Origin of the sequence: Staphylococcus sp. HMSC077D08 (genome assembly GCF_001837945.1) — a bacterium.
In the GTDB taxonomy this organism is placed as follows: domain Bacteria; phylum Bacillota; class Bacilli; order Staphylococcales; family Staphylococcaceae; genus Staphylococcus; species Staphylococcus epidermidis.
This window is the reverse complement of sequence record NZ_KV834742.1, coordinates 113,889-139,039: the sequence shown is the minus strand read 5'-3', so window position 1 is coordinate 139,039 and position 25,151 is coordinate 113,889. Positions and strand designations below refer to the sequence as shown.

At 32.1% G+C, this 25,151-nt stretch carries 22 protein-coding genes; 14 read left to right on the top strand and 8 right to left on the bottom strand.

Annotated elements, in window-relative coordinates; translation table 11 throughout:
* The first annotated feature begins 375 nt into the window (after positions 1–375).
* Positions 376–1,641 carry a tyrosine--tRNA ligase gene (gene tyrS, locus HMPREF2663_RS01525; RefSeq protein ID WP_070845634.1) on the top strand — a complete coding sequence of 422 codons (1,266 nt, stop codon included), beginning with the start codon at positions 376–378 and terminating at the stop codon, positions 1,639–1,641.
* Between the two features lie 191 nt (positions 1,642–1,832).
* On the opposite strand, the gene HMPREF2663_RS01520 is transcribed toward tyrS, so the two are convergent.
* Positions 1,833–3,071 carry a S1C family serine protease gene (locus tag HMPREF2663_RS01520; protein ID WP_070845633.1) on the bottom strand — a complete coding sequence of 413 codons (1,239 nt, stop codon included), beginning with the start codon at positions 3,069–3,071 and terminating at the stop codon, positions 1,833–1,835.
* A gap of 279 nt (positions 3,072–3,350) precedes the next feature.
* Here HMPREF2663_RS01520 and HMPREF2663_RS01515 point away from each other — a divergent pair, with 279 nt between their 5' ends.
* From HMPREF2663_RS01515 to HMPREF2663_RS01505, 3 genes are all read left to right on the top strand, one after another.
* Positions 3,351–3,974 carry a lysophospholipid acyltransferase family protein gene (locus HMPREF2663_RS01515; RefSeq protein WP_002446687.1) on the top strand — a complete coding sequence of 208 codons (624 nt, stop codon included), beginning with the start codon at positions 3,351–3,353 and terminating at the stop codon, positions 3,972–3,974.
* Between the two features lie 210 nt (positions 3,975–4,184).
* Positions 4,185–5,657 (top strand): N-acetylglucosamine-specific PTS transporter subunit IIBC, encoded by a 1,473-nt coding sequence (gene nagE, locus HMPREF2663_RS01510; protein ID WP_070845631.1) that lies wholly within the window; start codon positions 4,185–4,187, stop codon positions 5,655–5,657.
* A gap of 95 nt (positions 5,658–5,752) precedes the next feature.
* Positions 5,753–6,877: an HAD family hydrolase gene (locus HMPREF2663_RS01505; RefSeq protein ID WP_002490146.1), complete on the top strand. Its 1,125-nt coding sequence runs from the start codon at positions 5,753–5,755 to the stop codon at positions 6,875–6,877.
* 79 nt (positions 6,878–6,956) lie between these two features.
* On the opposite strand, the gene serA is transcribed toward HMPREF2663_RS01505, so the two are convergent.
* The 3 genes from serA to HMPREF2663_RS01490 all read right to left on the bottom strand — a co-directional run bounded on the left by serA (position 6,957) and on the right by HMPREF2663_RS01490 (position 10,272).
* Positions 6,957–8,552 (bottom strand): phosphoglycerate dehydrogenase, encoded by a 1,596-nt coding sequence (gene serA, locus HMPREF2663_RS01500; protein WP_002490138.1) that lies wholly within the window; start codon positions 8,550–8,552, stop codon positions 6,957–6,959.
* A complete protein-coding gene (locus HMPREF2663_RS01495) occupies positions 8,542–9,705 on the bottom strand; it encodes a pyridoxal-phosphate-dependent aminotransferase family protein (protein ID WP_002446683.1) in 1,164 nt (387 codons plus the stop codon). The genes serA and HMPREF2663_RS01495 overlap by 11 nt, the downstream gene beginning before the upstream one ends.
* 126 nt (positions 9,706–9,831) lie before the next feature.
* Positions 9,832–10,272 carry an SACOL1771 family peroxiredoxin gene (locus tag HMPREF2663_RS01490; protein ID WP_002474967.1) on the bottom strand — a complete coding sequence of 147 codons (441 nt, stop codon included), beginning with the start codon at positions 10,270–10,272 and terminating at the stop codon, positions 9,832–9,834.
* Positions 10,273–10,349: 77 nt separating this feature from the next.
* On the opposite strand from HMPREF2663_RS01490, the gene HMPREF2663_RS01485 reads away from it, so the two are divergent.
* Positions 10,350–11,096: a glycerophosphodiester phosphodiesterase gene (locus HMPREF2663_RS01485; RefSeq protein ID WP_070845629.1), complete on the top strand. Its 747-nt coding sequence runs from the start codon at positions 10,350–10,352 to the stop codon at positions 11,094–11,096.
* Positions 11,097–11,369: 273 nt separating this feature from the next.
* On the opposite strand, the gene rpsD is transcribed toward HMPREF2663_RS01485, so the two are convergent.
* Positions 11,370–11,972, bottom strand: coding sequence for a 30S ribosomal protein S4 (gene rpsD / locus HMPREF2663_RS01480; protein ID WP_001830798.1), 603 nt, complete (start codon positions 11,970–11,972; stop codon positions 11,370–11,372).
* A gap of 220 nt (positions 11,973–12,192) precedes the next feature.
* Positions 12,193–12,663 (bottom strand): GAF domain-containing protein, encoded by a 471-nt coding sequence (locus HMPREF2663_RS01475; protein WP_002474952.1) that lies wholly within the window; start codon positions 12,661–12,663, stop codon positions 12,193–12,195.
* 134 nt (positions 12,664–12,797) lie between these two features.
* Between HMPREF2663_RS01475 and ezrA the strand changes: the two genes are divergently transcribed.
* From ezrA to HMPREF2663_RS01440, 7 genes are all read left to right on the top strand, one after another.
* Positions 12,798–14,492: a septation ring formation regulator EzrA gene (gene ezrA / locus HMPREF2663_RS01470; RefSeq protein WP_002486736.1), complete on the top strand. Its 1,695-nt coding sequence runs from the start codon at positions 12,798–12,800 to the stop codon at positions 14,490–14,492.
* Between the two features lie 329 nt (positions 14,493–14,821).
* Positions 14,822–15,961, top strand: coding sequence for a cysteine desulfurase family protein (locus HMPREF2663_RS01465; RefSeq protein WP_002446677.1), 1,140 nt, complete (start codon positions 14,822–14,824; stop codon positions 15,959–15,961).
* Positions 15,961–17,184 carry a tRNA uracil 4-sulfurtransferase ThiI gene (gene thiI, locus HMPREF2663_RS01460; RefSeq protein ID WP_002475001.1) on the top strand — a complete coding sequence of 408 codons (1,224 nt, stop codon included), beginning with the start codon at positions 15,961–15,963 and terminating at the stop codon, positions 17,182–17,184. Before HMPREF2663_RS01465 ends, thiI begins: the two co-directional genes overlap by 1 nt.
* A 39-nt stretch (positions 17,185–17,223) precedes the next feature.
* Entirely contained in the window at positions 17,224–17,988 is a 765-nt protein-coding gene (locus tag HMPREF2663_RS01455) for a TSUP family transporter (protein ID WP_002474970.1), read from the top strand.
* A gap of 237 nt (positions 17,989–18,225) precedes the next feature.
* On the top strand, positions 18,226–18,720 hold the full coding sequence (gene tpx / locus HMPREF2663_RS01450) for a thiol peroxidase (protein ID WP_002446674.1): 495 nt from the start codon (positions 18,226–18,228) through the stop codon (positions 18,718–18,720).
* Between the two features lie 128 nt (positions 18,721–18,848).
* On the top strand, positions 18,849–19,796 hold the full coding sequence (locus HMPREF2663_RS01445) for a class I SAM-dependent methyltransferase (protein WP_002457822.1): 948 nt from the start codon (positions 18,849–18,851) through the stop codon (positions 19,794–19,796).
* An 88-nt stretch (positions 19,797–19,884) separates the two neighbouring features.
* The gene (locus HMPREF2663_RS01440; RefSeq protein WP_002446672.1) at positions 19,885–21,138 is read left to right on the top strand and encodes an acetate kinase; all 1,254 of its coding nucleotides are present in this window, start codon (positions 19,885–19,887) and stop codon (positions 21,136–21,138) included.
* Positions 21,139–21,275: 137 nt separating this feature from the next.
* On the opposite strand, the gene HMPREF2663_RS01435 is transcribed toward HMPREF2663_RS01440, so the two are convergent.
* Positions 21,276–21,776, bottom strand: a complete 501-nt coding sequence (locus HMPREF2663_RS01435) for a universal stress protein (protein WP_070845627.1) — start codon at positions 21,774–21,776, stop codon at positions 21,276–21,278.
* Positions 21,777–21,923: 147 nt separating this feature from the next.
* Here HMPREF2663_RS01435 and ald point away from each other — a divergent pair, with 147 nt between their 5' ends.
* Positions 21,924–23,039, top strand: coding sequence for an alanine dehydrogenase (gene ald, locus HMPREF2663_RS01430; protein ID WP_002474956.1), 1,116 nt, complete (start codon positions 21,924–21,926; stop codon positions 23,037–23,039).
* Positions 23,040–23,101: 62 nt separating this feature from the next.
* Here the strand turns inward: ald and HMPREF2663_RS01425 are convergent, their stop codons facing one another.
* Positions 23,102–24,157, bottom strand: a complete 1,056-nt coding sequence (locus HMPREF2663_RS01425; RefSeq protein WP_002474995.1) for a M24 family metallopeptidase — start codon at positions 24,155–24,157, stop codon at positions 23,102–23,104.
* Between the two features lie 171 nt (positions 24,158–24,328).
* Between HMPREF2663_RS01425 and HMPREF2663_RS01420 the strand changes: the two genes are divergently transcribed.
* Positions 24,329–25,018, top strand: coding sequence for a metal-dependent hydrolase (locus HMPREF2663_RS01420; RefSeq protein WP_002446668.1), 690 nt, complete (start codon positions 24,329–24,331; stop codon positions 25,016–25,018).
* Positions 25,019–25,151 lie beyond the last annotated feature (133 nt).

Below are 25,151 nucleotides of genomic sequence, written 5' to 3'. Positions count from 1 at the left end.
GTTAGATATAGTATACCACATCTTGAAATTTGACTTTTAAAATAATGTTAACTATAATAATATTCAATTCAATATGTTTTGAATATAAAGGACAAGTAACTTTTGAGAAAGCTTAAAGAGAACTAGTGGTGGCTGTGAACTAGTAGTTTCTTATTGGTGAATACACCTTGCTATTTTTATTATTCAACGTTTTATTAATGAACGTATCATTAATAGAGATATTTATGAGTAACGAACTCTATCTAAGTATGGTGGTACCGTGCATAAGCGCCCTTACATTTTTGTAGGGGCGCTTTTTAATAGGTTTGGATAAATCACTATATTTATTAAATATCTTTAACTTTTTTAATTTAAAAAATTAGGAGGATTTTATCAATGACTAATGCTTTAATAGAAGATTTAAAATGGAGAGGGTTAATTTATCAACAGACAGATGAAGAAGGTATCGAAGAATTATTAAATAAGGAACAGGTCACATTATATTGCGGTGCAGACCCTACAGCTGATAGTTTACATATTGGTCACTTGTTAACTTTTTTAACATTAAGACGATTCCAAGAACATGGGCATCGTCCTATCGTCTTAATTGGTGGAGGTACTGGTATGATAGGTGATCCTTCTGGAAAGTCTGAAGAGCGTGTGTTACAAACAGAATCACAAGTTGAAGCTAACGTCAAAGGCCTGTCTAATCAAATGCATCGATTATTTGAATTTGACAGTGATAAAGGGGCACAATTAGTCAATAATAAAGATTGGCTTGGTCAAATTTCGTTGATTAGTTTTCTTAGAGATTATGGTAAACATGTAGGCGTTAACTATATGCTAGGAAAAGATTCTATTCAAACTCGTTTAGAACATGGTATCTCTTATACAGAATTTACTTATACGATTTTACAAGCTATTGATTTTGGTTATTTAAATCGTGAGTTAAATTGTAAAATTCAAGTAGGCGGTTCCGATCAATGGGGTAATATTACAAGTGGTATTGAATTAATGCGACGAATGTATGGACAAACTGAAGCATATGGACTAACAATCCCATTAGTAACTAAATCGGATGGGAAGAAATTTGGTAAATCAGAGTCTGGAGCTGTGTGGTTAGATCCTGAAAAGACAAGTCCATATGAATTTTATCAATTTTGGATTAATCAATCTGACGAAGATGTAATTAAATTCTTAAAATATTTTACTTTTTTAGAAAAAGAAGAAATTAATCGATTAGAACAATCAAAAAATGAAGCGCCTCACTTACGTGAAGCACAGAAAGCACTAGCTGAAAATGTGACGAAATTTATTCATGGAGAAGCAGCTTTAAAAGACGCTATACGCATTTCAAAAGCACTGTTTAGTGGAGATTTAAAATCGTTATCTGCTAAAGAACTTAAAGAAGGGTTTAAAGATGTACCTCAAGTAACGTTATCTACAAAAACGACAAATATAATTGAAGCACTTATTGAAACAGGTATTGCTTCATCTAAACGTCAAGCTCGTGAAGATGTAAACAACGGTGCAATATATATTAATGGTGAACGTCAACAATCAGTAGATTATGAGTTAAGTAGTAAAGACCTCATTGAAGATGAAATTACAATAATTCGACGAGGAAAGAAAAAATATTTCATGGTTAATTACCAATCATAAATGACAAAAAAATTATTTGATTATTTAAAAATATTCTATGTATATTATAAAAATTAAAAGATTTATTTAAAAAGGAATAACTATAAAAGTAAAACTCTGAGTATCTCTTACAATGAAGTATACTCAGAGTTTTTATTTAAAATCGGTCAACTAAAATAGCTTAAAATCAATAAGTATAAAGTGAAAATATTTTATTGAGCAAATTGACTTTGTGATTGAGATGATTCAGGTGCAGATGCTTGTTTTTTTAATTTCACATTAATATCTTGTGTCTTACCATCTCTGATAACTTTTAGAGTAACCATTTCACCTGGTTTTTTGCTTTCGTATAAATAAGTTCTTAAATCTGTATCATCTTTTATTTGTTTACCATCTATTCCAGTAATAATATCACCTTTTTTAATGGCATTATCACTGTCTACTTTAGCTACATAAACACCTTTGTCTTTATGAGTATGTAGTTCTTTACGATAGTTTTCAGGAATATCACTTAAGTTTATAAGACCTATACCGATTGAAGGTCGTTCGATTTTACCATGCTTAACGAGTTGTTCAATGGTCACTCTAACTTCATTACTAGGTATAGCAAAACCTATACCTTCTACTTGTGCTGCAGCGATTTTCATAGAATTGATACCAACGAGATTTCCGTTAATATCTACTAATGCACCACCTGAATTACCAGGATTTATTGCAGCGTCTGTTTGTAAAACATTAACTTTAGTATTACCAGCAGAAGTATTGGCATCAATTGTACGTTCGTTAGCTGAGATAATTCCTGATGTAACAGAATTTGCAAATTCTAATCCTAGTGGATTACCCATTGCAAAAACACTATCGCCAGTTTGAACTTTTGATGAATTAGCAAATTGAATTGATTTTATTCCTTTTGCATCCTTTATTTTTAGAACAGCAATATCTGTTAGGGCATCTTTACCTATTAATTTGGCATCTACTTGTTTTGTATTATGTAGTTGAACTTTAATTTCCGAAGCACCATCAACAACGTGATTATTTGTAACGATATATGCGGAACCATCACTTATTTGATAAATCACGCCGGAACCAATCCCCGCTTCTTTTGATTTAGATGCCTTACCATTGAATAGATCATCAAGGTTTGTAGATTTTTGCATGTTTATTACGCCGACAATTGCGGGAGAAACGTCTTTAATCATGTCATGTACTGATTTGTATTGGTTACTTTTACCATCTAACTGATTGCCACCATGACTATTTGAAACTTGATGAACAGTAGCACCTTCATTGTTAAAACCAGTTTTATTAAGGAGTTTACCAATACCTAAGACGAGAAGTGCTCCAATAATTCCAGCGATTATTGCAACAATAATTGTTTTAATCCATGGAAAAGTGTGTCGCTTCTGTGAAGAATTTCGATAGTGGTGTTGATTCTTTTCTTGTTCTGACATTTGTTACCTCCATAATTTGTAGTCTGTATTACTATTATGTATCGTTTGTATAAAATTTGCTAGTAATCAACTATACGACTTTAGGAGTATTATCATAAATGCTATTGTTGTCTTTAAGATTTGGAAGAATCAATGCTTGATAAAAATAACTTTGTAGTCATATTGTTATTTATTTCAGTGCTATAGTTATCAAATGACTAAAGAAAACATGTGTTGTATTGTTCTATGAATTTGATAGTGATAAAATCATTATGATAAAGAAAATAAGCAGGTGACATTATGTACAATTTTATAAGTAAGATTTTAGATGTTATTTTAGTGAAAATGTCTAAATCATTATATGTTATTGGTAAGGAAAATATACCTAAAGATAGTAAATATGTTGTAACTTGTACGCATGAAAGTTATAACGAAGTAATCATGTTAGGAATGGCATTACTCCCTAATCAAATCCATTATATGGCTAAAAAAGAATTATTTAGGAATCAGTGGGCTGGCAAATTTTTGAAATCACTAAATGCATTTCCAGTTGATAGAGAAAATCCTGGTCCAAGTACATTAAAAAAACCAGTGAATTTACTTAAAGAACATAAAACTATAGGTATTTTCCCGACTGGTCATCGTACTTCAGTAGAGGGAGCCCCATTAAAACGTGGTGCAGCTACTATAGCAATGCTAGGGAAGGCGCCTATCTTACCAGCGGCTTATGTGGGTCCAAAAAAAATTCATGGTTTGATTACAGGTCAAGCATTAATCAAAATCGGTAAACCAATTGAGATGGATGATATTCCAAAGGATTTGAAACGAAACGAGAAAGTTGATTTCCTAACCAAAGAAATCGAAAGACGCACAACTCAATTACAAAAAGAACTTAATGAAATTTCACGTAGTTTAAAGAAATAGAGAAATATAGATATCATTACTATTGAGGAACGTCGTACATTTAAATGATTTGTATAGACGTTCTTTCTTTTGGATTATAATTAAGCGTTTACATTAAAGTGGATAATTATTTTTCTAGAGTAAATAATTTGGCTTTAATGTATGGTATAGAAAACGATTTTGCATTGCAGTGTTTTAACGTTTGATAATAAAAAATAAGGGATGATATAAATGTATAAATTTTTGCAACATTTGGGTAGGTCTCTCATGCTACCTGTAGCAGTTCTGCCAGCAGCCGCAATAATTGTAGGTATAGGTCATACTTTAGATGCTTTAAATATACTGCCTCAAGCTGCTCTCTTTTTTACAAGTGTTGGGACCACTATATTAGAGCAATTAGGTATATTATTTGCTATTGGTGTAGCTATCGGTATGGCTAAGAAGAACGATGGCACAGTAGCATTAGCAGCAGCGTTAGGTTTTTTTATAGTTACGGTAGTACTATCTCCAGAAAAATTAGCAACTTTGTTACAAATTAAAGAATCTAAGATTGATTTAGCATTTAGTCAAATGAATAATGGAAATGTGTTTGTAGGAATTATTATAGGTTTGATTGCTGCATATAGTTATAACAAATTTAGTGAAACGAATTTACCTATGGCCTTATCATTCTTCAGTGGGAAACGACTTGTTCCAATCATGACAGCATTCTTTTGTACAATTTTAGCGGTTATTTTATTATTGATTTGGCCTCCAGTTTTTAATGGCATAGTTACCTTTGGTAAGTGGATTGTTGGTATGGGGCCATTCGGTGCATTATTATATGGTTTTTTTAATAGATTGTTAATACCTACTGGGTTGCATCATGCGCTCAACAATGTATTTTGGTTTGATACTGCTGGAATAAATGACATAGGTAAATTTCAAAGTGGTAAAAATGCTATTAAGGGAATTACTGGCAGATACCAAGCAGGATTTTTCCCAGTTATGATGTTTGGTATACCGGCAGCAGCTTTGGCGATGTATCATACTGCGAAGACGAATCAAAAAAAACAAGTTTACGCTTGGTTTTTAGCAAGTTCAGTTTCGGCATTCTTTGTGGGTGTAACAGAACCCATAGAGTTTGCATTCATGTTTGTAGCTCCAGTTTTATTTGTTATTCACGCAGTTTTAACTGGATTATCATTATTTATAGCAGCAATGTTTCAATGGACAGCAGGTTTTTCATTTAGTGCAGGTCTTATAGATTATGTGCTTTCATTAGTTAATCCGATATCTAATCACCCTTGGATGTTATTGTTGCAGGGTGTAGTCTTTTTTATTATCTATTACGTTATCTTTAGAGTTGTCATACAAATCTTTAATTTAAATACTATAGGAAGGGGAGATAATGAACTTATCGATCCAACATCAAATGATACTTCTGAAATGGAAGTATTACAGAACAAAACCACTACAAGTAAATATTATCAAAATGCTAAACGTATTTTAGATGGATTAGGTGGTAAAGAAAATATTATTAGTTTAAATCATTGTGCAACAAGGCTTAGATTAGAGCTTAAAGACAATTCAATTATAGATGAGCAGAAAATTAAAAATGCTGGAGCTATTGGTATAACTCAAAATGGACAGCATTATACCCAAGTGATTATTGGAACACACGTACAACAAGTTGCCAATGAAATGGATCGCCAAATGAATTAGTATGTGAAAGGGCTGGCTCGTAATGAGTTTGCCCTTTTTAATTGAACCATGTAATATAGTTATATCAGAATTTTCTGAAATGAAAGGGGTAAGGCATGAAGGCTATATTATTTGATGTAGATGGCGTATTTTTAAGTGAGGAACGATGTTTTGATGTTTCAGCAATTACTGTAGCTGAACTTTTATCGAGTCCAGATTTCTTAAATTGTGGTATAGATATTCATTTTGATGGTAATTTAACTGAAAACGATATAAACAAAATACGTAGAAACGTATTCAATCATGACCGAATACTAAATCAACTAAAGTCACTAGGTTTAAATTCAAATTGGGATATGCTATTTATTGTATTTAGTATTCATTTAATTGATAAAGCTAAACAATTAAAACCATCATTACGAGAGCAATTACTTGATGAATCATTGTTTACAAAAGAGACTTTAAAGGAAATAGCAAAGTATTTAACAGATAAAACGATAAATTATAGTTTACCTTATGATGTGATAGCTTCGTTTAGAAATGGTAAAGATGCTATTTACGAAGATTTGGAAGTTTACGCTAAAAATCAATTAGAACTTAACAACACTAGTTTATTTAAATTGAAAAGTCCCTTATGGACATTAGCAAAAGATATATATCAAGAATGGTATTTAGGAAAAGCTTTATTTAATCAAGTTGAATATAAAAAAGATATTCAAGATTTTAAGAAAGGTTTCATTTATGATGAGGTCATTCTTAAACCTATAGATGAAATTCAATTATTACTTCAAAATCTAATAGAAGCGGGATATCAAATTGCGATAGCAACTGGAAGACCACGAACTGAAACAATAATTCCATTTCAATCATTGGGATTAAAATCTTATTTTAAAGATGAACATATCGTAACGGCAAGTGAGGTGTTGCTAGCAGAGAAGCAATTTCCTCAATATCAACCTTTAGGAAAACCTAACCCATTTAGTTACATCGCTACTTTAAATGGAAATTATAACGACCAATATGAACGATATGCGACAAATCAAGAAGATATCGTAAATAAAGATGAGGTATACATAGTAGGTGACTCTTTAGCTGATTTATTAAGTGCGAAGAAGATAGGAGCAACGTTCATTGGTACTTTAACTGGTTTAAAAGGTAAAGCTGCTCACGCTGAATTAGTTGCAAATGGAGCAGATTATGTAGTAGAAGATATAACTAAGATTCGAAAAATTTTATTATAGACAAAAAATGACCTCAGATTGTATATTAATTTCAATCTGAGGCATTTTTATTGGTTTATAAAAAGACGAAAGTAATTAATTAAATTGTTAACTTAGTGCTAATAATTTTGTTAAATCCGCTTGTTTCATTTAAAATTTTTATAACTTCCTCACTTGCTTGTTGATCAATAGAAAGAATCATTAAAGCATCTCCACCTGCATCGTTACGGCCTAAAGTCATTGACGCAATATTAATTCCGTGACTTCCCAATAGGTTTCCTGTTTGGCCTACTATACCAGGTTTGTCTTTATGGCATGTCACTAATTGATATTGGTTAGGTTTAAAATCAAGTGAGTAATCATTAATACGTACTATTCTTGGCCCAAAACCTGCGAATACCGTTGCGCCAATTTTAATTTTATCCTGATCATTAACTAGTTCTAGCTCAATGTAACTACTAAAGCCAGAATGTTTCTTTTGTTTTTCTATATTATAGGTGACACCCTGTTGGTTAAGTATTGCTAATGCATTAATAATATTGACTTCATTACCTAAATCTTCTTTCAAGATGTTCGTTATAATTGTTCTTGTAATTAAACTAGTGTCATTTTGAGCTAAGTCACCAGCATATTTAACTTTAATTTCACTTGGAGCACCATCGAGGAGCTGAATAGCTAACTCACCAATAGTTGCACTTAAACCTATAAAGCTTTGCGTTGTTTCATCAACTTTACTTAAATCCATTTTTGGAGCATTCACGGCATGCTCCACATTCCCTTTAGTTAGAATTTCAATTATTTCTTCAGATACAGAGACTGCAACCTTCTCTTGGGCTTCTACAGTTGAGGCGCCAAGATGCGGTGTGACGATAATTTTATCATGTTGAATGAGGGGAGAATCAGTAGGAGGTTCATGTTCAAATACGTCAATAGCTGCACGATCTATTAAGTTATTATCCAATGCTTCAATAAGTGCAGTTTCATCTATAATCCCCCCTCTGGCAACATTTATGATTTGTAAATTTTGTTTAGCTTTATTAAAGAAAGATGATCCAACAATTCCTCGAGTTTTAGGTGTTAATGGCGTGTGAACTGTTACAAAGTCAGATTTTTCGGCAATTTCATCAACAGTTGCAATTTGAATATCTAATGACTTCGCTTTATCTTCTGTCAAATAAGGATCGAAAGCTAAAATTTTCATACCGAAACTCTGAGCACGTTTAGCGACACCCAAACCAATCCTACCAGCACCGATAATACCTAACGTTTTGCCATAAAGTTCAACACCTCTAAATGCTTTACGGTTCCATTCTTTGTTACGTAAAGATTGGTGTGCTTGAGGAATATTTCGTGCCATTGCTAGCAACATGGCTACTGAATGTTCTGTAGCAGAAATTGTATTACCATCGGGAGCATTAATTACTAGAATACCTTTTAAAGTCGCTGCTTCTATATTAATATTATCCACGCCTACACCAGCTCTTGCAATGACTTTCAAATTTGTTGCAGCGTTAATAATTCGCTCTGTTACTTGGGTTTGACTTCGTACGATAAGAGCTTCATATGTTGAAATCATATTTACTAAATCATTCTCAGATAAATCTGTTTGTACATCTACTTCAAATTCTGGATGTTTTAAAATACTTTGTAAACCATCCTCAGAAATTGGGTCTGATACTAATATTTTATGACTCATGTCCAATAACCTCCATAAATTGAGTTATCCCTTTTCCAATATAATTGACATTTCTATTAGAAGTTAAAATAATTTCCAATGCAGACACGACTGCTAAAATATCAAAAGGAGATATTTTTCCCATGTGACCAATTCTCAAAATTTGTCCTTTTAAGTGACCTTGTCCTCCAGCAATAGTTATATTGAATTGAGATTTAAGTTGATTTTTAATGATATTAAGTTCTTCTTGATTTTTTGGAACAAATGAGGTTACAGTAGGTGAGGCATGAGCATCATCTTTTACTAATAATTCTAATTCAAGTGCTTTTAGTGCCGTTCTTAAGGCATCCCGTATTTTAAAATGGCGTGAAATAACGTGATTTAATCCTTCTTTTTTTACAAGTTCTACATAAGCATTTATTCCTCTAAATAGACCAACATTAGGTGTGAAGGGCGTTGAATTTTGCTCTTGTGATTTGATGTATTTATTTAAATCTAAATAGAATCTTGGTGTTTCTACATCAGCAAATCGTTTTTTTGCTCTATCACTATAAGCAACAAATGCTAGACCTGGTGGTAGCATGATAGCTTTTTGACTTCCCGAAACTAATACATCGATTTTATCTTTTGTTAAATCAACATCCACTGCACCGATACAACTTACACCATCAACAATAAAATATAAGGAATTATCAAAAGCTTTAAGTGCATGACCTAATTGGTGAACTGGATGTATGACACCAGTAGACGTTTCACAAAATTGAGTGAATACTGCAGTGACTGGTACATTTAATTGCTTTAAATAATTAATAAAGTCATCAACTACTACAGCTTCCCCCCAGTTAACATCATATACATGTACATGATTATAATAAGTTTGTGCGATTTGTTTAAAGCGATTTCCGAATGCACCAGAAACAATTATCACAATATGATCCTCAGGATTTGCGATGTTAAGCATACTTGCTTCTAATACGCTAGTGCCACTAGATGTAAGAATAAGTACTTCGTTTTTGCTACCAAATACTGGCTTTAAACCTTTAAATGCTTCACTAGCAATTTCCTCAAAGTCAGTAGAACGATGACCTACCATTGGTAATTGTACGGCACTCAAGATTTGTTCCGGTACAGGAGTTGGTCCAGGTGTTAATAATAAAGGTTGGTAATACTGCATTGTACATTCCTCCCACAATAAGATTTATTTATTTTAGCAAAAATTCTGAATATTTAAAACCCTTATTAACTAGCTATCACATAATTAAAACGTTTACATGTTTTAAATTTGTGATAGCTATATGATTTATATTAAATTAGGCTCAATTGAAATAATGACATTATTCCGTATTGCATTAGATATCATGCAATTTTTATCTGCAATCACTAATAATTTATCTAAAATACTTTTAAGCTTTTCTGTTTGAGAAGAGGGCACTTCAATTGAGGGATAATGTGTAATACGTTCCATTTTAAATTTTTTATTTTCAAATGAGGCTGTACCTATTGACTGTTGATTAATTTTTACATTAGTAAAACCACTCTTTTCTAGTGTTGCAGCGAGTGAAATAATGTAACAAGATGATGCTGCACTTACTAGTAATTCATCTGGATTTGTGCCTTTTCCTTTGCCACCGAGTGAAGAGGGGATGGATATATTTTCATTGATAATATCTCCTCGAAGTTTACCTACTTCTTCACGTCCACCTAGCCACTCAGTTTTAACTTTAAAATCATGTCTAACCATATGAATTGACCTCCAATTTAATTATGGTAATTTAAGTTTAGGGCAAATTAAATAAGTTTAAAAGAAAGGTGACTTTGATGAAAATTCGACGTCCAAATCAACATTTCCAAATCGTAGCGCATAGAGGATTACCTGAAGATTATCCTGAAAATACTTTAATCGCTTATCGACATGCGCTCATGTTACATATAGATATGTTGGAAATTGATGTACATTACACAAAAGATAAAGAGCTTGTCGTTATACATGATGATACTATCGATCGTACGTCAAATGGTAAAGGCAAGGTTTCTGACTTTACTTTAAAAGAATTAAAAGCATTAGATTTTGGTTTCTATAAAGGAGAGAAATTTAAAGGGGAGAGTATACCGACTTTTGATGAAGTGTTAGATTTAGCAGATAACTTTTCGCAAAAATTATTAATAGAAATAAAAAAGCCTAGTCAGTATCCAAATATTGAAAATATGATCGTTGATAAATTGAAGGAAAGACAAATATCTAAATCTAAAGTGATTTTACAATCATTCGATTTTGATTGTGTAAAAAAATTGTCGGCAATGAATTTAGATTATGAATTAGGTTTATTAATTAGTAAGAAAAAATATTGGCACAAGTTACCGAATTTCAAAAAAATTGCCAAAGTTGCTGATTATGCAAATCCAAATTATCAAATTGTTTCGCAAAAATTTATCCAACTTGCTCATGATGAAGAGTTAAAAGTATTACCTTATACTGTAAATAAATTAAAAGAATCACAAAAATTAGTAGATATTGGTGTTGACGGTATTATTTCCGATGTACCTGAAGATTTATTCGAGCTATAAGTATGATGGGAAGTGTAAGTAACAACGCGAAGTTCAATACGTACGTACAACCAGAACTTGCTTCAAAAAATAATAAATAAGAGTGTATTTTCAATTAAGTTGAGTATTGATCATTGTTAATAAAAACTGGAATATTGATTAATATCCCAGTTTTTATTAAACAAAATGCATCATACAATTAAATACTTGAAAACTAAAACAAGATAGAAATTTTTACATAAAATAAAACACCCAAATCCAAAATTGGAATTGGGTGTAAAAAGTAGAAATCGATTATCTTGAGTAGTACTCAACGATTAATTGTTCATTGATTTCAGCTGGTAACTCGCTACGTTCAGGGAATCGAACGAAAGTACCTTTTAAGTTGTCAGCATCAAAGTCTAAATATTCTGGTACGAAATTGTTAATTTCAACAGATTCTTTAATAATATCTAAGTTTTGTGATTTTTCACGAACTGTAATCACTTGACCAGGTTTTAATGAGTAAGATGGGATATCTACGCGTCCACCATCTACTTCAATGTGACCGTGGTTTACTAATTGACGTGCTTGACGACGTGTACGAGCTAAACCTAATGAATAAACAACTGCATCTAAACGACTAGCAAGTAATATCATGAAGTTTTCACCGTGTACACCATATTGCTTACCAGCAATATCAAATGTGTTACGGAATTGTCTTTCAGTCATTCCATATAAGTAACGTAATTTTTGTTTTTCACGTAATTGTAAACCATATTCTGATAATTTTTTACGTTGGTTAGGACCATGTTGTCCTGGTGCGTATGGTCGTTTTTCTAATTCTTTACCAGTACCGCTTAATGAGATACCTAAACGACGAGATTTTTTCCAGTTTGAACCTCTGAATCGAGCCATGTGAGACTCCTCCTTTTTCTTTTTTGTTGTTATGAAAAAACAAAAAAGAGTGTTACATGCTTATCGAGATATATTGTTTTATGTGTCTTCACCTTATAGCGACAGTTACGCGACACGTCCACATTGGGAACAACATAGAGCTAGATAATATATAACTGCTATTTTCGTTAATTCACACAAAGCCTATTTTATCATTTTAAAAGAAAGTGTCAAGATTATTTTAAATTTGATTGAGTTGTTTTTCTAAAGTTTTTACAATAGATTCAAGTCCTTCTTGATCATCTTGTGAAAATCTATTTTTTATAGGAGCGTCAATATCTAATACTCCGATAATCTGGCCGTTTTGATGTAATGGAATAACAATTTCTGATTGACTATTTGCGTCACAAGCTATGTGACCAGGGAATTGATGGACGTTTTTAACACGTTGTATTTCACCAGATGAAACGGCAGTGCCACAAACCCCTTTGCCGATAGCAATATGTACACAGGCAGGATGGCCTTGAAATGGTCCAAGAATAAGCTCCTTATTTTCAATAAGGTAAAAACCTACCCAATTAATATGATCAATTGTATCGTTAAGAAGAGCAGAAGTATTGCTTAATATTGCAATTAAATTCTTTTCATCTTCGATTAAACTAGCAAGTTGTTTTGATATCAGTTTATAATTTGTTGGAATATTCATTGTCATCGTCATACCTCGTTACTACAATTTTTAATTTAGTATAAGCTTTTAAAAATAATCTATCAATTAATTGATTTTGTGATTTAACGACGCACAAAATTACGTTATAATGTAAGATGATAAAATAGGAGGAGAAGTATATGGTGTTATTTATCATATTAGCAATATTAGTAGTTATTTTAATTGCTATTGGCGTATTGTTTTATATGCGCTCAAACAAAAGAAATTTAATTGAAAAAACAGAAGAGCGTAAGAACGAAATTGAACAATTACCTTTAGATGATAACCTAAGAAAACTTACTGGTTTAAATTTAAAAGGTGAAACAAAGACTAAGTATGATGCAATGAAAAAAGACAACACAGAAACTACAAATAAATACTTAGCTCCAGTAGAAGAAAAAATTCAAAATGCTGAAGAGTTTTTAGAGAAATTTAAATTCACAGCAGCACAAACTGAAATTGATGATGCTCACGAATTAATGGATCAATACGAAGAGAATTATCAGCATCAAGTAACTCAAGTGGACGACATTATAAACTTACATAAAGAAAATGAAGCATTGTATGAAAAGTGTAAAGTTGACTATCGTGAAATGAAACGTGATGTATTAGCAAATCGTCATCAATTTGGTGAAGCAGCTGAACCACTTGAAAATGAAATCGAAAATTATGAGCCTAAGTTAAATGAATATGAGAGTTTAAAAAGTGAAGGTAACTATGTTCAAGCCCATAATCACATTGCTGCTTTAGAGGATCAAATTAAAAATTTAAAATTTTATATGGATGAAATTCCAGAATTAATTCGAGAAACTCAAAAAGAATTACCAGGACAGTTTCAAGATTTAAAATATGGATGCAGAGACTTAAAGGTTGAAGGCTATGATTTAGATCATGTTAAAGTCGATGGTACAATACAAAGTCTTAAGACAGAATTAAGTTTTGTTGAACCAATGATTAGTCGATTAGAATTAGATGAAGCTAATAATAAACTTGAAAATATTAATGATAAATTAGATGAAATGTATGATCTTATTGAATATGAAGTAAAAGCCAAAAATGAAGTTGAAGAAACGAAAGATATTATTACTGATGACTTATTTAAGGCCAAAGATATGAACTATACATTACAAACCGAAATTGAATATGTTCGTGAAAATTACTATATTAATGAATCAGATGCTCAAAGTGTAAGACAATTTGAAAATGAAATTCAAAGTCTCATCTCAGTTTATGATGATATTTTAAAAGAAACTTCTAAATCTGCGGTACGTTATAGTGAAGTACAAGATAATTTACAGTACCTTGAAGATCATGTATCTGTAATTAACAAAGAACAAGATAAACTTCAAAATCATCTCATTCAATTACGCGAAGATGAAGCTGAAGCAGAAGATAATTTATTAAGAGTACAATCTAAGAAAGAAGAAGTATACCGACGTTTATTAGCTTCTAATTTAACTAGCGTTCCAGAACGTTTCATTATCATGAAAAATGAAATTGATAATGAAGTAAGAGAAGTAAATGATCAATTTAGCGAACGTCCAATTCATGTTAAACAACTAAAGGATAAAGTAGCAAAAATTGTTATTCAAATGAATACATTTGAAGATGAAGCTAACGATGTACTTGTAAATGCTGTATACGCAGAAAAGCTTATCCAATATGGTAATAGATATCGTAAGGACCATCATCATGTTGATAAAAGCTTAAATGAAGCAGAACGACTATTTAAAAATAACCGATATAAACGTGCGATAGAGATAGCCGAAGAAGCATTAGAAAGTGTTGAACCTGGTATTACCAAACATATTGAAGAGCAAGTGATTAAAGAATAGTAATTTGTGTATAAATATTATACAAGTGTGAGTTAAATCTACATGAGATTTACTATCTTATTTTAATCATAATTGATAGAGTCAAAGATTAGTATAAGTGTAAATTTCTGCAGTCATCGACTCTCCATGCATCGGAATTACCTGAGACAATAATGAATGTCTCAGGTTTTTTAGTGTTCTATTAGTAGTGAATTAAAATTCATGGTCACACTCTTTTAATTTTGTGAGAAAATAGTATAATGCTTGAGTATCTTAATTTGTAAATTTATAGTGAAGCAATTCATTTTTAAAACAAGATTTAATTAAAATTTGAAAGAGAAGTGATATCAGTGATTTATTTAGACAATGCAGCCACTACCAAAGCTGATCAAGATGTTGTTGATTCATTCGTAAAAGTGAATCAAACATTATACTTCAATCCAAATAGTCCTCATCATGCAGGGGTTCAAGCCGAACAATTATTATTGAAAGCAAAAAGTGAAATCAATCGTATATTAAGCTTAAATAATCAGTTTGATATCATTTTCACAAGTGGCGCAACTGAATCGAATAATATACTGCTAAAAGGTATTGCGTATATGAAAAAAGAAACTGCTAATGAGATTATCACATCAGTCTTAGAACATCCCTCAGTTTTGGAAGTAATGAGGTATTTGGAAAGGGAAAAAGGTTTTAAATTAAAATATGTTGATGTGACAAAAGAAGGTAAGTTGGACACAGAACACTTAAAATTATTAATGACAGATAAAGTAGGACTTGTGACATGTATGTATGTCAATAATATTATGGGACAAATTCAACCTATTGAAGAAATAGCAAATATTGTAAAAAATTACCCACGTGCACACTTTCATGTTGATGCAGTCCAGGCTTTAGGTAAGGTACCTATGCAGATCAATCATGTTGATAGTTTAAGCTTAAGCGGTCACAAGTTTAATGGACTCAAAGGTCAAGGTCTATTACTTTTAAAAAATATTCAAAACATAGAACCTATTGTCCATGGTGGTGGACAAGAATATGGTTTACGAAGTGGTACAGTTAATTTACCAATGGCTATTTCTATGGTTAGAGCTATAAAGAATGCTGTTGATCAAACAAAAGAGCTTAATTTACGTTTAAGCAATTATAAAAATAAATTACTTTCATTTTTAGCAGAATACAAAAATGTATTTATCAACTCTCCTCAAAATGCATCACCCCACATTATAAATATAGGATTTCCAGGTGTTAAGGGTGAGGTACTTGTTAATGCTTTTTCCAAACAAAACGTAATGGTTTCAACTACAAGTGCTTGTTCTTCTAAGATGAATAAATTAAATGAGGTTTTACTTGCTATGGAAATTGCAGAGTCAAAAATAGAAGGTAGTATAAGAATTTCTTTAGGGGCACATACGACTGAAAACGATATATTAAGTTTTATGAATGCATTTGAAACTGTATATAAGGAAATTAAGGAGCTGTTAAAGTAATGCAATTTGATCATTTATTAGTTAGATATGGAGAACTTACGCTTAAAGGTACGAATAGAAAAATGTTTGTTAATCAACTTAAAGACAATGTGAAACGCGCACTTATTCCATTGCGTGGTTATCATCTCAAAGGAAAGAGGGATAGAATGTACATAGAATTATCCCCTGAAGCAGACATAAATGAGATCATTCACCGCTTATCTAAAGTTTATGGTATAAAATCAATCAGTCCAGTCATAAAAATTGATAAAAACGAAGAGAAAATTAATCAATCAGCGATACAGTTATCTCAAGACTTTGTAAAAGGTTCAACTTTTAAGGTAGATGTAAAACGCGTTGATAAGTCATTTCGATTGGATACGTATGAATTGCAACGTCAAGTCGGTGGAGCAATACTAAAAGAAAATAATAATATAACAGTGAATGTTAAAAATCCTGACTATGAAATTAAAATAGAAGTAAGAATGGATGCTATTTATATTTATGAAAAAGTAATCGCTGGTGCAGGTGGACTGCCAGTCGGTACAGGAGGTAAGACATTACTTATGTTAAGTGGTGGTATTGATTCTCCTGTAGCAGGAATAGAAGTAATGAAACGTGGCGTAACTGTTGAAGCAATACATTTTCATAGTCCACCATTTACGAGTGAAAAAGCTAAAGATAAAGTTATCGAATTAACAAGAATTTTAGCGGAACGTGTTGGTCCTATTAAGCTGCATCTCGTACCATTTACAGAAATACAAAAGCAAATTAATAAAGTTGTACATCCTCGTTATACAATGACTTCTACAAGAAGAATGATGATGCGTATATCTGATAAAGTTGTACATCAAATAAATGCTAATGCCATCGTAAATGGAGAGAATCTTGGTCAAGTAGCAAGTCAGACACTAAAGAGTATGTACGCTATTAATCATGTCACAGCTACACCTGTTTTAAGACCTCTATTAACGTTAGATAAAGAAGACATTATTAAGAAAGCAAAAGAACTCGGTACATTTGAAACATCTATTCAACCTTATGAAGATTGTTGTACAATATTTACTCCGAAAAATCCTGTAACTGAACCGGATTTTGACAAAGTAGTAAAATATGAAAGTGTATTTAATTTTGATGAAATGATAGAAAATGCAGTTGAAAATATTGAAACATTAACAATAGATCAAAATTATAAGAGTGCGAAAGAACAATCTACAGATTCATTGATTAAAGATTTATTCTAAAATTCGTAATGTAATAAAAACAAAGGGGTTAGGCTTAGTATGGATTGGAATTTATCGATTATGTTGATGATTGTTGCCTTTGGTTTTATCGCTTCATTCGTCGACTCTGTAGTTGGTGGGGGTGGACTAATTTCAACCCCTGCATTACTTGCAGTTGGCTTGCCACCATCTGTTGCTTTAGGTACAAATAAATTTGCGAGTTCTTTTAGTACATTAACAAGTGCATTAAAATTTTTACGTTCAGGTAAAGTTGACTTGAAAATAGTAGGAAAGATGTTTCCATTAATATTTGTTGCTTCCGGTGGTGGTGCTATCATTGCGACATACATACCAGCAATTATTTTAAAACCGCTAATCATTATAGCACTGTCATTAGTTCTTATTTATACCATCATACAAAAAGATTGGGGAAATGTAAGAACATTTACCGATTTTACTTTTACAAAAGCAGTATTATTTACATTAATATTTATTGTTATTGGATTTTATGATGGTTTTTTAGGTGGTGGTACGGGCTCCTTTATGCTATTTACACTTTTATTATTTGGCTTTGACTTTTTAAGCGCAGCTGGTAATGCAAAGGTTTTAAATTTTGCATCTAATTGTGGTGCGTTATTATTTTTCATGATTTTAGGTCAGGTCAATTATTTTTATGGTATTATTATGGCTTTTAGCATGATGATAGGTGCTTTGTTAGGTGCTCAATTTGCCTTGAAAAAAGGGGTAAGGTATGTAAAAGCTTTATTTATAGTAGTTACTGCAATATTAATTATAAAAAATCTCTACGATTTTATTGTGCAGTAAATAATTGTTAGATTAAGAGGTTCAAATGAAATTGTAGACAAACTTTAAATGAGTGTGTATTGCTTATCTTGTCGAGTTAATGTTTGCAAATTTGTTTGGCCTCTTTTATTACTATATTAAAAATAGCGATTTTTTGGAAAGGTTTTCATTTTTTAATAGATAATGGCTAAAAAATTGAAAATCATACGTTCTTTGTCGTATCATTATAATTAACTAAGTTGATAGGAGGTCGTTACGATGACTCAAATTACATTTAAAAATAATCCCATTAAATTATCAGGTTCTGAGGTTAATGAAGGTGATATCGCACCAAATTTCACAGTGCTTGATAATAGTTTAAATCAAATTACTTTAGATGATTATAAAAACAAGAAGAAATTAATTAGTGTTATACCATCTATTGATACAGGAGTATGTGATAGTCAAACTCGAAAGTTTAATGAAGAAGCTTCAGCTGAAGATGGCGTAGTTTTAACGATATCAGTAGATTTACCTTTCGCCCAAAAAAGATGGTGTGCATCAAGCGGATTAGAAAATGTAATTACTTTAAGTGATCATAAAGATTTATCTTTTGGTCGAAATTATGGACTTGTAATGGATGAATTACGCTTACTTGCACGTTCGGTATTTGTGTTAAACGAAAACAATAAAGTAGTATATAAGGAAATTGTCAGTGAAGGTACGAATTACCCTGATTTTGAAGCCGCATTAAAAGCATATAGAAATATTTAGTCATATTGAACTATTGACAGTAAAAAGTTTTAGTGTCCATACTTGTTCGAGTAGTAAATTAATTATTTAGAGTTAATTCATACTATCAATCACGGATGGACACTTTTTTAAATAGAAAGGGATATTTTATGTCTGAAGAAAACACTATAATGGAACGTCTATTTCATACATTAGACGATAAAGCTAAAGCCTTAAACAAAGAAAATGGACAAAGTTTTATCGAAAATTTAGGGCTAGCTATGGAAGATATATATACAAACCAAAGAGAACTTTTAGAGCAAGCAACGCTTCAAGATAGAAGGAAAGCTTTTCAATTTGCATATTTAAGTTTATTACAAGAAGAAAATATTCAAGCTAATCATCAGATTACGCCTGATTCTATTGGACTCATTCTCGGTTTTCTTGTTCAACGCTTTTTAGAACATAAAGAGGAAATGCACATTGTAGATATTGCAAGTGGGGCAGGTCATCTAAGTGCAGCAGTGAAAGAAGTACTTTCTGATAAAACAATTATGCACCATCTGATAGAGGTCGATCCGGTGCTATCACGTGTAAGTGTGCATTTGGCCAATTTTTTAGAGATACCATTTGACGTTTATCCTCAAGATGCGATTATGCCATTACCATTGGAAGAGGCAGATGTCGTGATTGGAGATTTCCCAATAGGATACTATCCTTTAGATGAACGTAGTAGAGAAATGAAGTTAGGTTTCGAAGAGGGACACAGTTATTCCCATCATCTGTTAATCGAACAATCTATTAATGCGCTAAAAGGGGCAGGTTATGCATTTTTAGTTGTTCCTAGTCATCTCTTTGAAGATGATAAAGTGAAACAGTTGGAAAATTTCATTGCTACAGAGACTGAGATGCAAGCATTTTTAAATTTACCTAAAACTTTATTTAAAAATGAAAAAGCACGTAAATCTATATTGATTTTACAAAAGAAAAAATCAGGAGAAACTCGACCAGTTGAAGTCTTATTAGCAAATATCCCTGATTTTAAAAATCCTCAACAATTTCAAGGTTTCATTTCTGAATTGAATCAGTGGATAGTCACAAATCATACAAAAAAATAGTCTGTAACAATATAGTATTCAAACTGTGTTAATGATAAAATGATTATGTGAAAAATATAACTAAACAAATGATGGAGGACAATGTCTTATGTCAAAATTAATTTTGGCGGTAAATGCTGGTAGCTCATCTTTAAAGTTCCAGCTAATTAAGATGCCTGAAGAAAAACTAGTAACTAAAGGTGTGATAGAACGTATTGGTTTAAGCGATTCTATCTTCACCATTCATGTTAATGGCGAGAAGCTTACTGATATCAGAGATATCCATAATCATGAAGAAGCCGTTAATATAATGTTAGATAGTTTTAAAGAACATGAAATGATTAAAGACATCACTGATATTCAAGGAACAGGTCATCGTGTTGTGCACGGTGGCGAAACTTTCCCTAAATCAGTTGTTGTTACTGATGATGTAGAATCTCAAATTGAAGAATTAAGTGAATTAGCACCTTTACACAATCCAGCTAATTTAATGGGTATTAGAGCTTTTAGAAAGTTATTACCAGAAATCCCACATGTTGCGGTGTTTGATACTTCTTTCCACCAAACTATGCCTGAACAAGCTTATTTATATAGCTTGCCATATCATTACTATGAAGACTATGGTATACGTAAGTATGGTTTCCACGGCACAAGTCATAAATATGTATCTCGTAGAGCTGCTCAAATTGTTGGTAGACCAATTGAAGATTTAAGAATTATTTCTTGTCACATCGGTAACGGTGCATCTATTGCAGCTATAGACGGTGGAGAATCTATTGATACATCTATGGGATTCACACCACTTGCTGGTGTAACAATGGGGACTCGTTCGGGGAATCTTGATCCAGCTTTAATACCATTCATTATGGAAAAAACAGGTAAAACAGCTGATGAAGTATTAGAAATACTTAATAAAGAATCAGGATTATTAGGTCTTACTGGGACATCAAGTGATTTGCGTGATTTAACTGAAGAAGCAAAACATGGACGTCAACGTTCACGTGTTGCACTAGATTTATTTGCTTCAAAAATTCACAAATATATTGGTTCTTATGCAGCTAGAATGCATGGTGTAGATATTATTGTATTTACTGCAGGAATAGGTGAAAACTCACATATTATTCGTGGTAAAGTTTTAGAAGGACTTGAGTTTATGGGTGTTTATTGGGATCCTAAGAAGAATGAAAGTTTACATGGTGAAGAAGGTTATATTAATTATCCACATTCACCTGTAAAAGTACTTGTTGTACCTACTGATGAAGAAGTAATGATATCTCGTGACGTGATTAAATATGGTCAACTTAATGATAATACACCCAAAAAAGAAGAATTTAATACCAACGAAAGTATCGAAGTGAATTAATTTTAAAAATAGAATTAATGAATTCAAATAGTATCTTTTTCTATATGTATTAAAAAATTTTAGTACATATAGAAATACTGCCGGTTAAGTTAGTAAACTACAACCGGCAGTATTTTTTATTTTATCTATAACAGTGACTAATCTTGATATTTTTCACGTAATTGTGATGTTGCTACTTGAGGTTGGAAATCTTCAGGCATTTCTTCTGTACGTACAACTAATACGTCACAAGGTGCATGTCGAACAATCGCTTCTGATACAGAGCCAACAATAAAACGTTCTACCGCATTTAAACCTGATGTACCACTCATAATCAAATCAGCACCAACATCATGCGCTAATTTTTTAGGTATAATTGCTTTAGGTGAGCCGAATTCTAAACATGTGTCAACATTTTTTACACCTGCATTTGTGGCTACTTCTTTATAACCTTTAAGTAATTCTTCGGAGAAATGCTTTGATTTTTCTGTGAATTGAGCATCATATACTTCATAAGAAGAATACGTACGTGAGTCAATTACATTCACAATAGTTAATTGAGCATCGTTACGTTTAGCAACACCGACAGCTTTGTTAAAAGCCCATTCTGCTTCATGAGATCCATCGACTGCGATTAATATATTTTTATAAGAAATCATCATTATTGCCCCCTTTATCTTTCTTAATTCTATTTTAACACAATAAACAGAATATTTAATTAATAATAATTACAAAATTATGTCATTATATGTTATCGTTTGCCGTTTTGATAAGGACACGATACGATAAGGTTGGAGGTAGATAATATGAAAATTGGGATTCCTAAAGAAATAAAGAATAATGAGAATCGAGTGGGGTTATCACCAAGTGGTGTACATGCACTTGTAGACCAAGGACATGAAGTTTTAGTAGAAACAAATGCTGGTCTAGGATCTTACTTTGAAGATGATGATTATCAAGAAGCCGGTGCCAAAATTGTTGATGAGCAGTCAAAAGCTTGGGATGTTGATATGGTCATCAAAGTCAAAGAACCACTTGAATCAGAATACAAATTCTTTAAAGAAGAGTTAATCTTATTTACTTATTTACACCTTGCGAATGAACAGAAATTAACTCAGGCACTTGTGGACAACAAGGTTATATCTATTGCTTATGAAACTGTACAATTACCAGACGGTTCTTTACCGTTATTAACACCAATGAGTGAAGTGGCTGGTAGAATGTCTGCACAAGTGGGAGCTGAATTTTTACAAAGATTTAATGGAGGTATGGGTATCTTACTAGGTGGCATACCTGGAGTGCCTAAAGGTAAAGTCACTATTATTGGTGGCGGTCAAGCAGGAACAAATGCAGCTAAAATAGCTTTAGGGTTAGGTGCTGAAGTGACAATTTTAGATGTTAACCCTAAACGTTTAGAAGAATTAGAGGACTTGTTTGATGGCAGAGTAAGAACAATAATGTCCAATCCATTAAATATAGAAATGTATGTAAAAGAAAGTGATTTAGTCATTGGAGCAGTTCTGATTCCAGGTGCTAAAGCGCCAAACTTAGTGACTGAAGATATGATAAAAGAAATGAAAGATGGATCAGTGATTGTAGATATTGCGATAGATCAAGGTGGAATCTTTGAGACTACTGATAAAATTACAACGCACGATGCCCCAACTTATACTAAACATGGTGTCGTGCATTATGCTGTGGCTAATATGCCAGGCGCCGTTCCACGTACATCTACAATTGGATTGAACAATGCAACATTACCTTATGCGCAATTATTGGCTAATAAAGGTTATCGTGAAGCATTCAAAGTAAATCATCCATTATCTTTAGGTCTAAATACATTTAATGGACACGTGACTAATAAGAATGTAGCCGATACATTTAATTTTGAATATACTTCAATTGAAGATGCATTGAAATAATGCGTGAAATTTACCCCAAGCTTCAATCATGTGAATGAAGCTTGGGGCTTATTGTGGTTTTGTTATTTTTCGTATTGAGTTAATATTTCATAACCATTTTCAGTTACTAAAATATCATCTTCAATTCTAACACCAGCCACATGAGGGACATATACGCCAGGCTCTATAGTAATCACCATTCCTGCTTCAAGTTTATTATTATTTACACTTGATATATCTTGATATTCATGTTCTTCAAGGCCTAATCCATGACCTAGTCTATGCGGAAAGTAATCACCATAACCTGCTTCTTGGATTATATCTCTTGCTATTTTATCAATATCTTTGATGGTAACTCCTGGTTTAATAGATTTAATTGCTTCCGTTTCTGCTTTTAAAACAATGTTATATATATTTTGTGCTTCCTTATTAGGTTTGCCAAAATGAATTGTGCGTGTCATATCACTGCAATAATGATGGTATACAACACCTAAATCAAATAGTACAAACTCATTTTGCTTTAATTTTCTGTCACCGGGTGTACCATGTGGTGAAGCAGCATGGTCACCGAAGAGTACCATCGTGTCGAAACTCATTTCATTAACGCCATATTTTTTTATTTCATTTTCGATATGGTTGACAACTTCTCTTTCTTCTACACCTTCTTTAAGAAAGGATTTACCAATTTCAATACATTTATCAGCTAACGCAGCTGCCTTTTTTATATTGATAATTTCATCTTCTGATTTGATATTACGTAAGTCCTTGATTGATTGATCAACATCTTGATAGTGTTCTATATTAAACGCTTTTGTTAATTCTCTTTGACGTTTAACTGTAAGATGTTCACTTTCAATGAGCATTTTAGAGAAAGTTTTAGAGTATTTGTCGAATGGGTTTTCAGTATCTAAATAACCGACGATTTTACCTTTAAACGGTGATTGTTTTACTTCTTCAACTTCCATTTTTGGACAAAATAAAACAGGCTCTTCATTTGATGGAATTAGCAAAGCGAAGAGTCTTTCATGTGGCTCACTTCGATACCCAGTAAAGTAAAAGATGTTTAAGGGTGTCGTAATCCATGCTGCATCAGCATCTTCTTGTTGTAAAACTTTTTTGATTTCTTCTATTTTAGTCATATAATGAACCTCCATCATGTGATGATATATTAATTCTATGCTAATAAGATATAGTTTTCAAAAAGTAAGAGTTATTGATTGAACTAAACAAGCTAAATAGCTCACTAGTGTTATAAATGTGACTGTTAGGGTATACTGTTAAAAGATATTACTTTTAGGAGGGGAACTCTTATGAAACTTTCATTTCATGGTCAATCAACAATTTATTTTGAAGGTAACGGCAAGAAAGTTATAGTTGATCCATTTATCTCTGGCAACGATAAATGTGACCTAGATGAACAAACGTTAGAGGTAGATTACATTATCTTAACACATGGTCACGCTGACCATTTTGGTGATGTAGTTGAATTGGCCAATCGTAACCATGCAACTGTGATTGGTTCGGCAGAATTACAAGGATATTTATCTACTTATCACGGAGTCGAAAATGTTCATGGCATGAACATTGGTGGGAAAGCTAAATTTGATTTTGGAACAGTCAAATTTGTTCAAGCATTCCATAGTTCTAGTTTTACACATGAAAATGGTGTGCCCGTATATTTAGGTATGCCTATGGGAATAATTGTCGAAGCTGAAGGTAAGACTATCTATCATACCGGGGATACAGGATTATTTAGTGATATGAAATTGATAGCAGATAGACACCCAGTTGATGTATGTTTTGTTCCTATTGGAGATAACTTTACCATGGGAATAGAAGATGCTAGTTACGCTATTAATGAATTTATTAAGCCTACAATCAGTGTTCCTATTCATTACAATACATTCCCGTTAATTGAACAAGATCCAGAGCAATTTAAGGATGCAGTTCAGGTAGGGGAAGTGCAAATTCTCAATCCAGGAGAATCAGTGGAATTTTAATTATTTGTCTAAATGACATATAGCTTTTGGTTTTTAAGTCATTTTCTAAAAGTACAACGTTAATTAAAATTTAACAGTAGTAAGTTGATATTTTGAATTTAAGAAATATAAATAAGAGCCTGAGACACACATA

Coding starts and splice junctions, on each gene's coding strand:
- tyrS (WP_070845634.1), top strand. CDS start 376: ATGACTAATGCTTTAATAGAAGATTTAAAATGGAGAGGGTTAATTTAT.
- HMPREF2663_RS01520 (WP_070845633.1), bottom strand. CDS start 3,071: ATGTCAGAACAAGAAAAGAATCAACACCACTATCGAAATTCTTCACAG.
- HMPREF2663_RS01515 (WP_002446687.1), top strand. CDS start 3,351: ATGTACAATTTTATAAGTAAGATTTTAGATGTTATTTTAGTGAAAATG.
- nagE (WP_070845631.1), top strand. CDS start 4,185: ATGTATAAATTTTTGCAACATTTGGGTAGGTCTCTCATGCTACCTGTA.
- HMPREF2663_RS01505 (WP_002490146.1), top strand. CDS start 5,753: ATGAAGGCTATATTATTTGATGTAGATGGCGTATTTTTAAGTGAGGAA.
- serA (WP_002490138.1), bottom strand. CDS start 8,552: ATGAGTCATAAAATATTAGTATCAGACCCAATTTCTGAGGATGGTTTA.
- HMPREF2663_RS01495 (WP_002446683.1), bottom strand. CDS start 9,705: ATGCAGTATTACCAACCTTTATTATTAACACCTGGACCAACTCCTGTA.
- HMPREF2663_RS01490 (WP_002474967.1), bottom strand. CDS start 10,272: ATGGTTAGACATGATTTTAAAGTTAAAACTGAGTGGCTAGGTGGACGT.
- HMPREF2663_RS01485 (WP_070845629.1), top strand. CDS start 10,350: ATGAAAATTCGACGTCCAAATCAACATTTCCAAATCGTAGCGCATAGA.
- rpsD (WP_001830798.1), bottom strand. CDS start 11,972: ATGGCTCGATTCAGAGGTTCAAACTGGAAAAAATCTCGTCGTTTAGGT.
- HMPREF2663_RS01475 (WP_002474952.1), bottom strand. CDS start 12,663: ATGACAATGAATATTCCAACAAATTATAAACTGATATCAAAACAACTT.
- ezrA (WP_002486736.1), top strand. CDS start 12,798: ATGGTGTTATTTATCATATTAGCAATATTAGTAGTTATTTTAATTGCT.
- thiI (WP_002475001.1), top strand. CDS start 15,961: ATGCAATTTGATCATTTATTAGTTAGATATGGAGAACTTACGCTTAAA.
- HMPREF2663_RS01455 (WP_002474970.1), top strand. CDS start 17,224: ATGGATTGGAATTTATCGATTATGTTGATGATTGTTGCCTTTGGTTTT.
- tpx (WP_002446674.1), top strand. CDS start 18,226: ATGACTCAAATTACATTTAAAAATAATCCCATTAAATTATCAGGTTCT.
- HMPREF2663_RS01445 (WP_002457822.1), top strand. CDS start 18,849: ATGTCTGAAGAAAACACTATAATGGAACGTCTATTTCATACATTAGAC.
- HMPREF2663_RS01440 (WP_002446672.1), top strand. CDS start 19,885: ATGTCAAAATTAATTTTGGCGGTAAATGCTGGTAGCTCATCTTTAAAG.
- HMPREF2663_RS01435 (WP_070845627.1), bottom strand. CDS start 21,776: ATGATTTCTTATAAAAATATATTAATCGCAGTCGATGGATCTCATGAA.
- ald (WP_002474956.1), top strand. CDS start 21,924: ATGAAAATTGGGATTCCTAAAGAAATAAAGAATAATGAGAATCGAGTG.
- HMPREF2663_RS01425 (WP_002474995.1), bottom strand. CDS start 24,157: ATGACTAAAATAGAAGAAATCAAAAAAGTTTTACAACAAGAAGATGCT.
- HMPREF2663_RS01420 (WP_002446668.1), top strand. CDS start 24,329: ATGAAACTTTCATTTCATGGTCAATCAACAATTTATTTTGAAGGTAAC.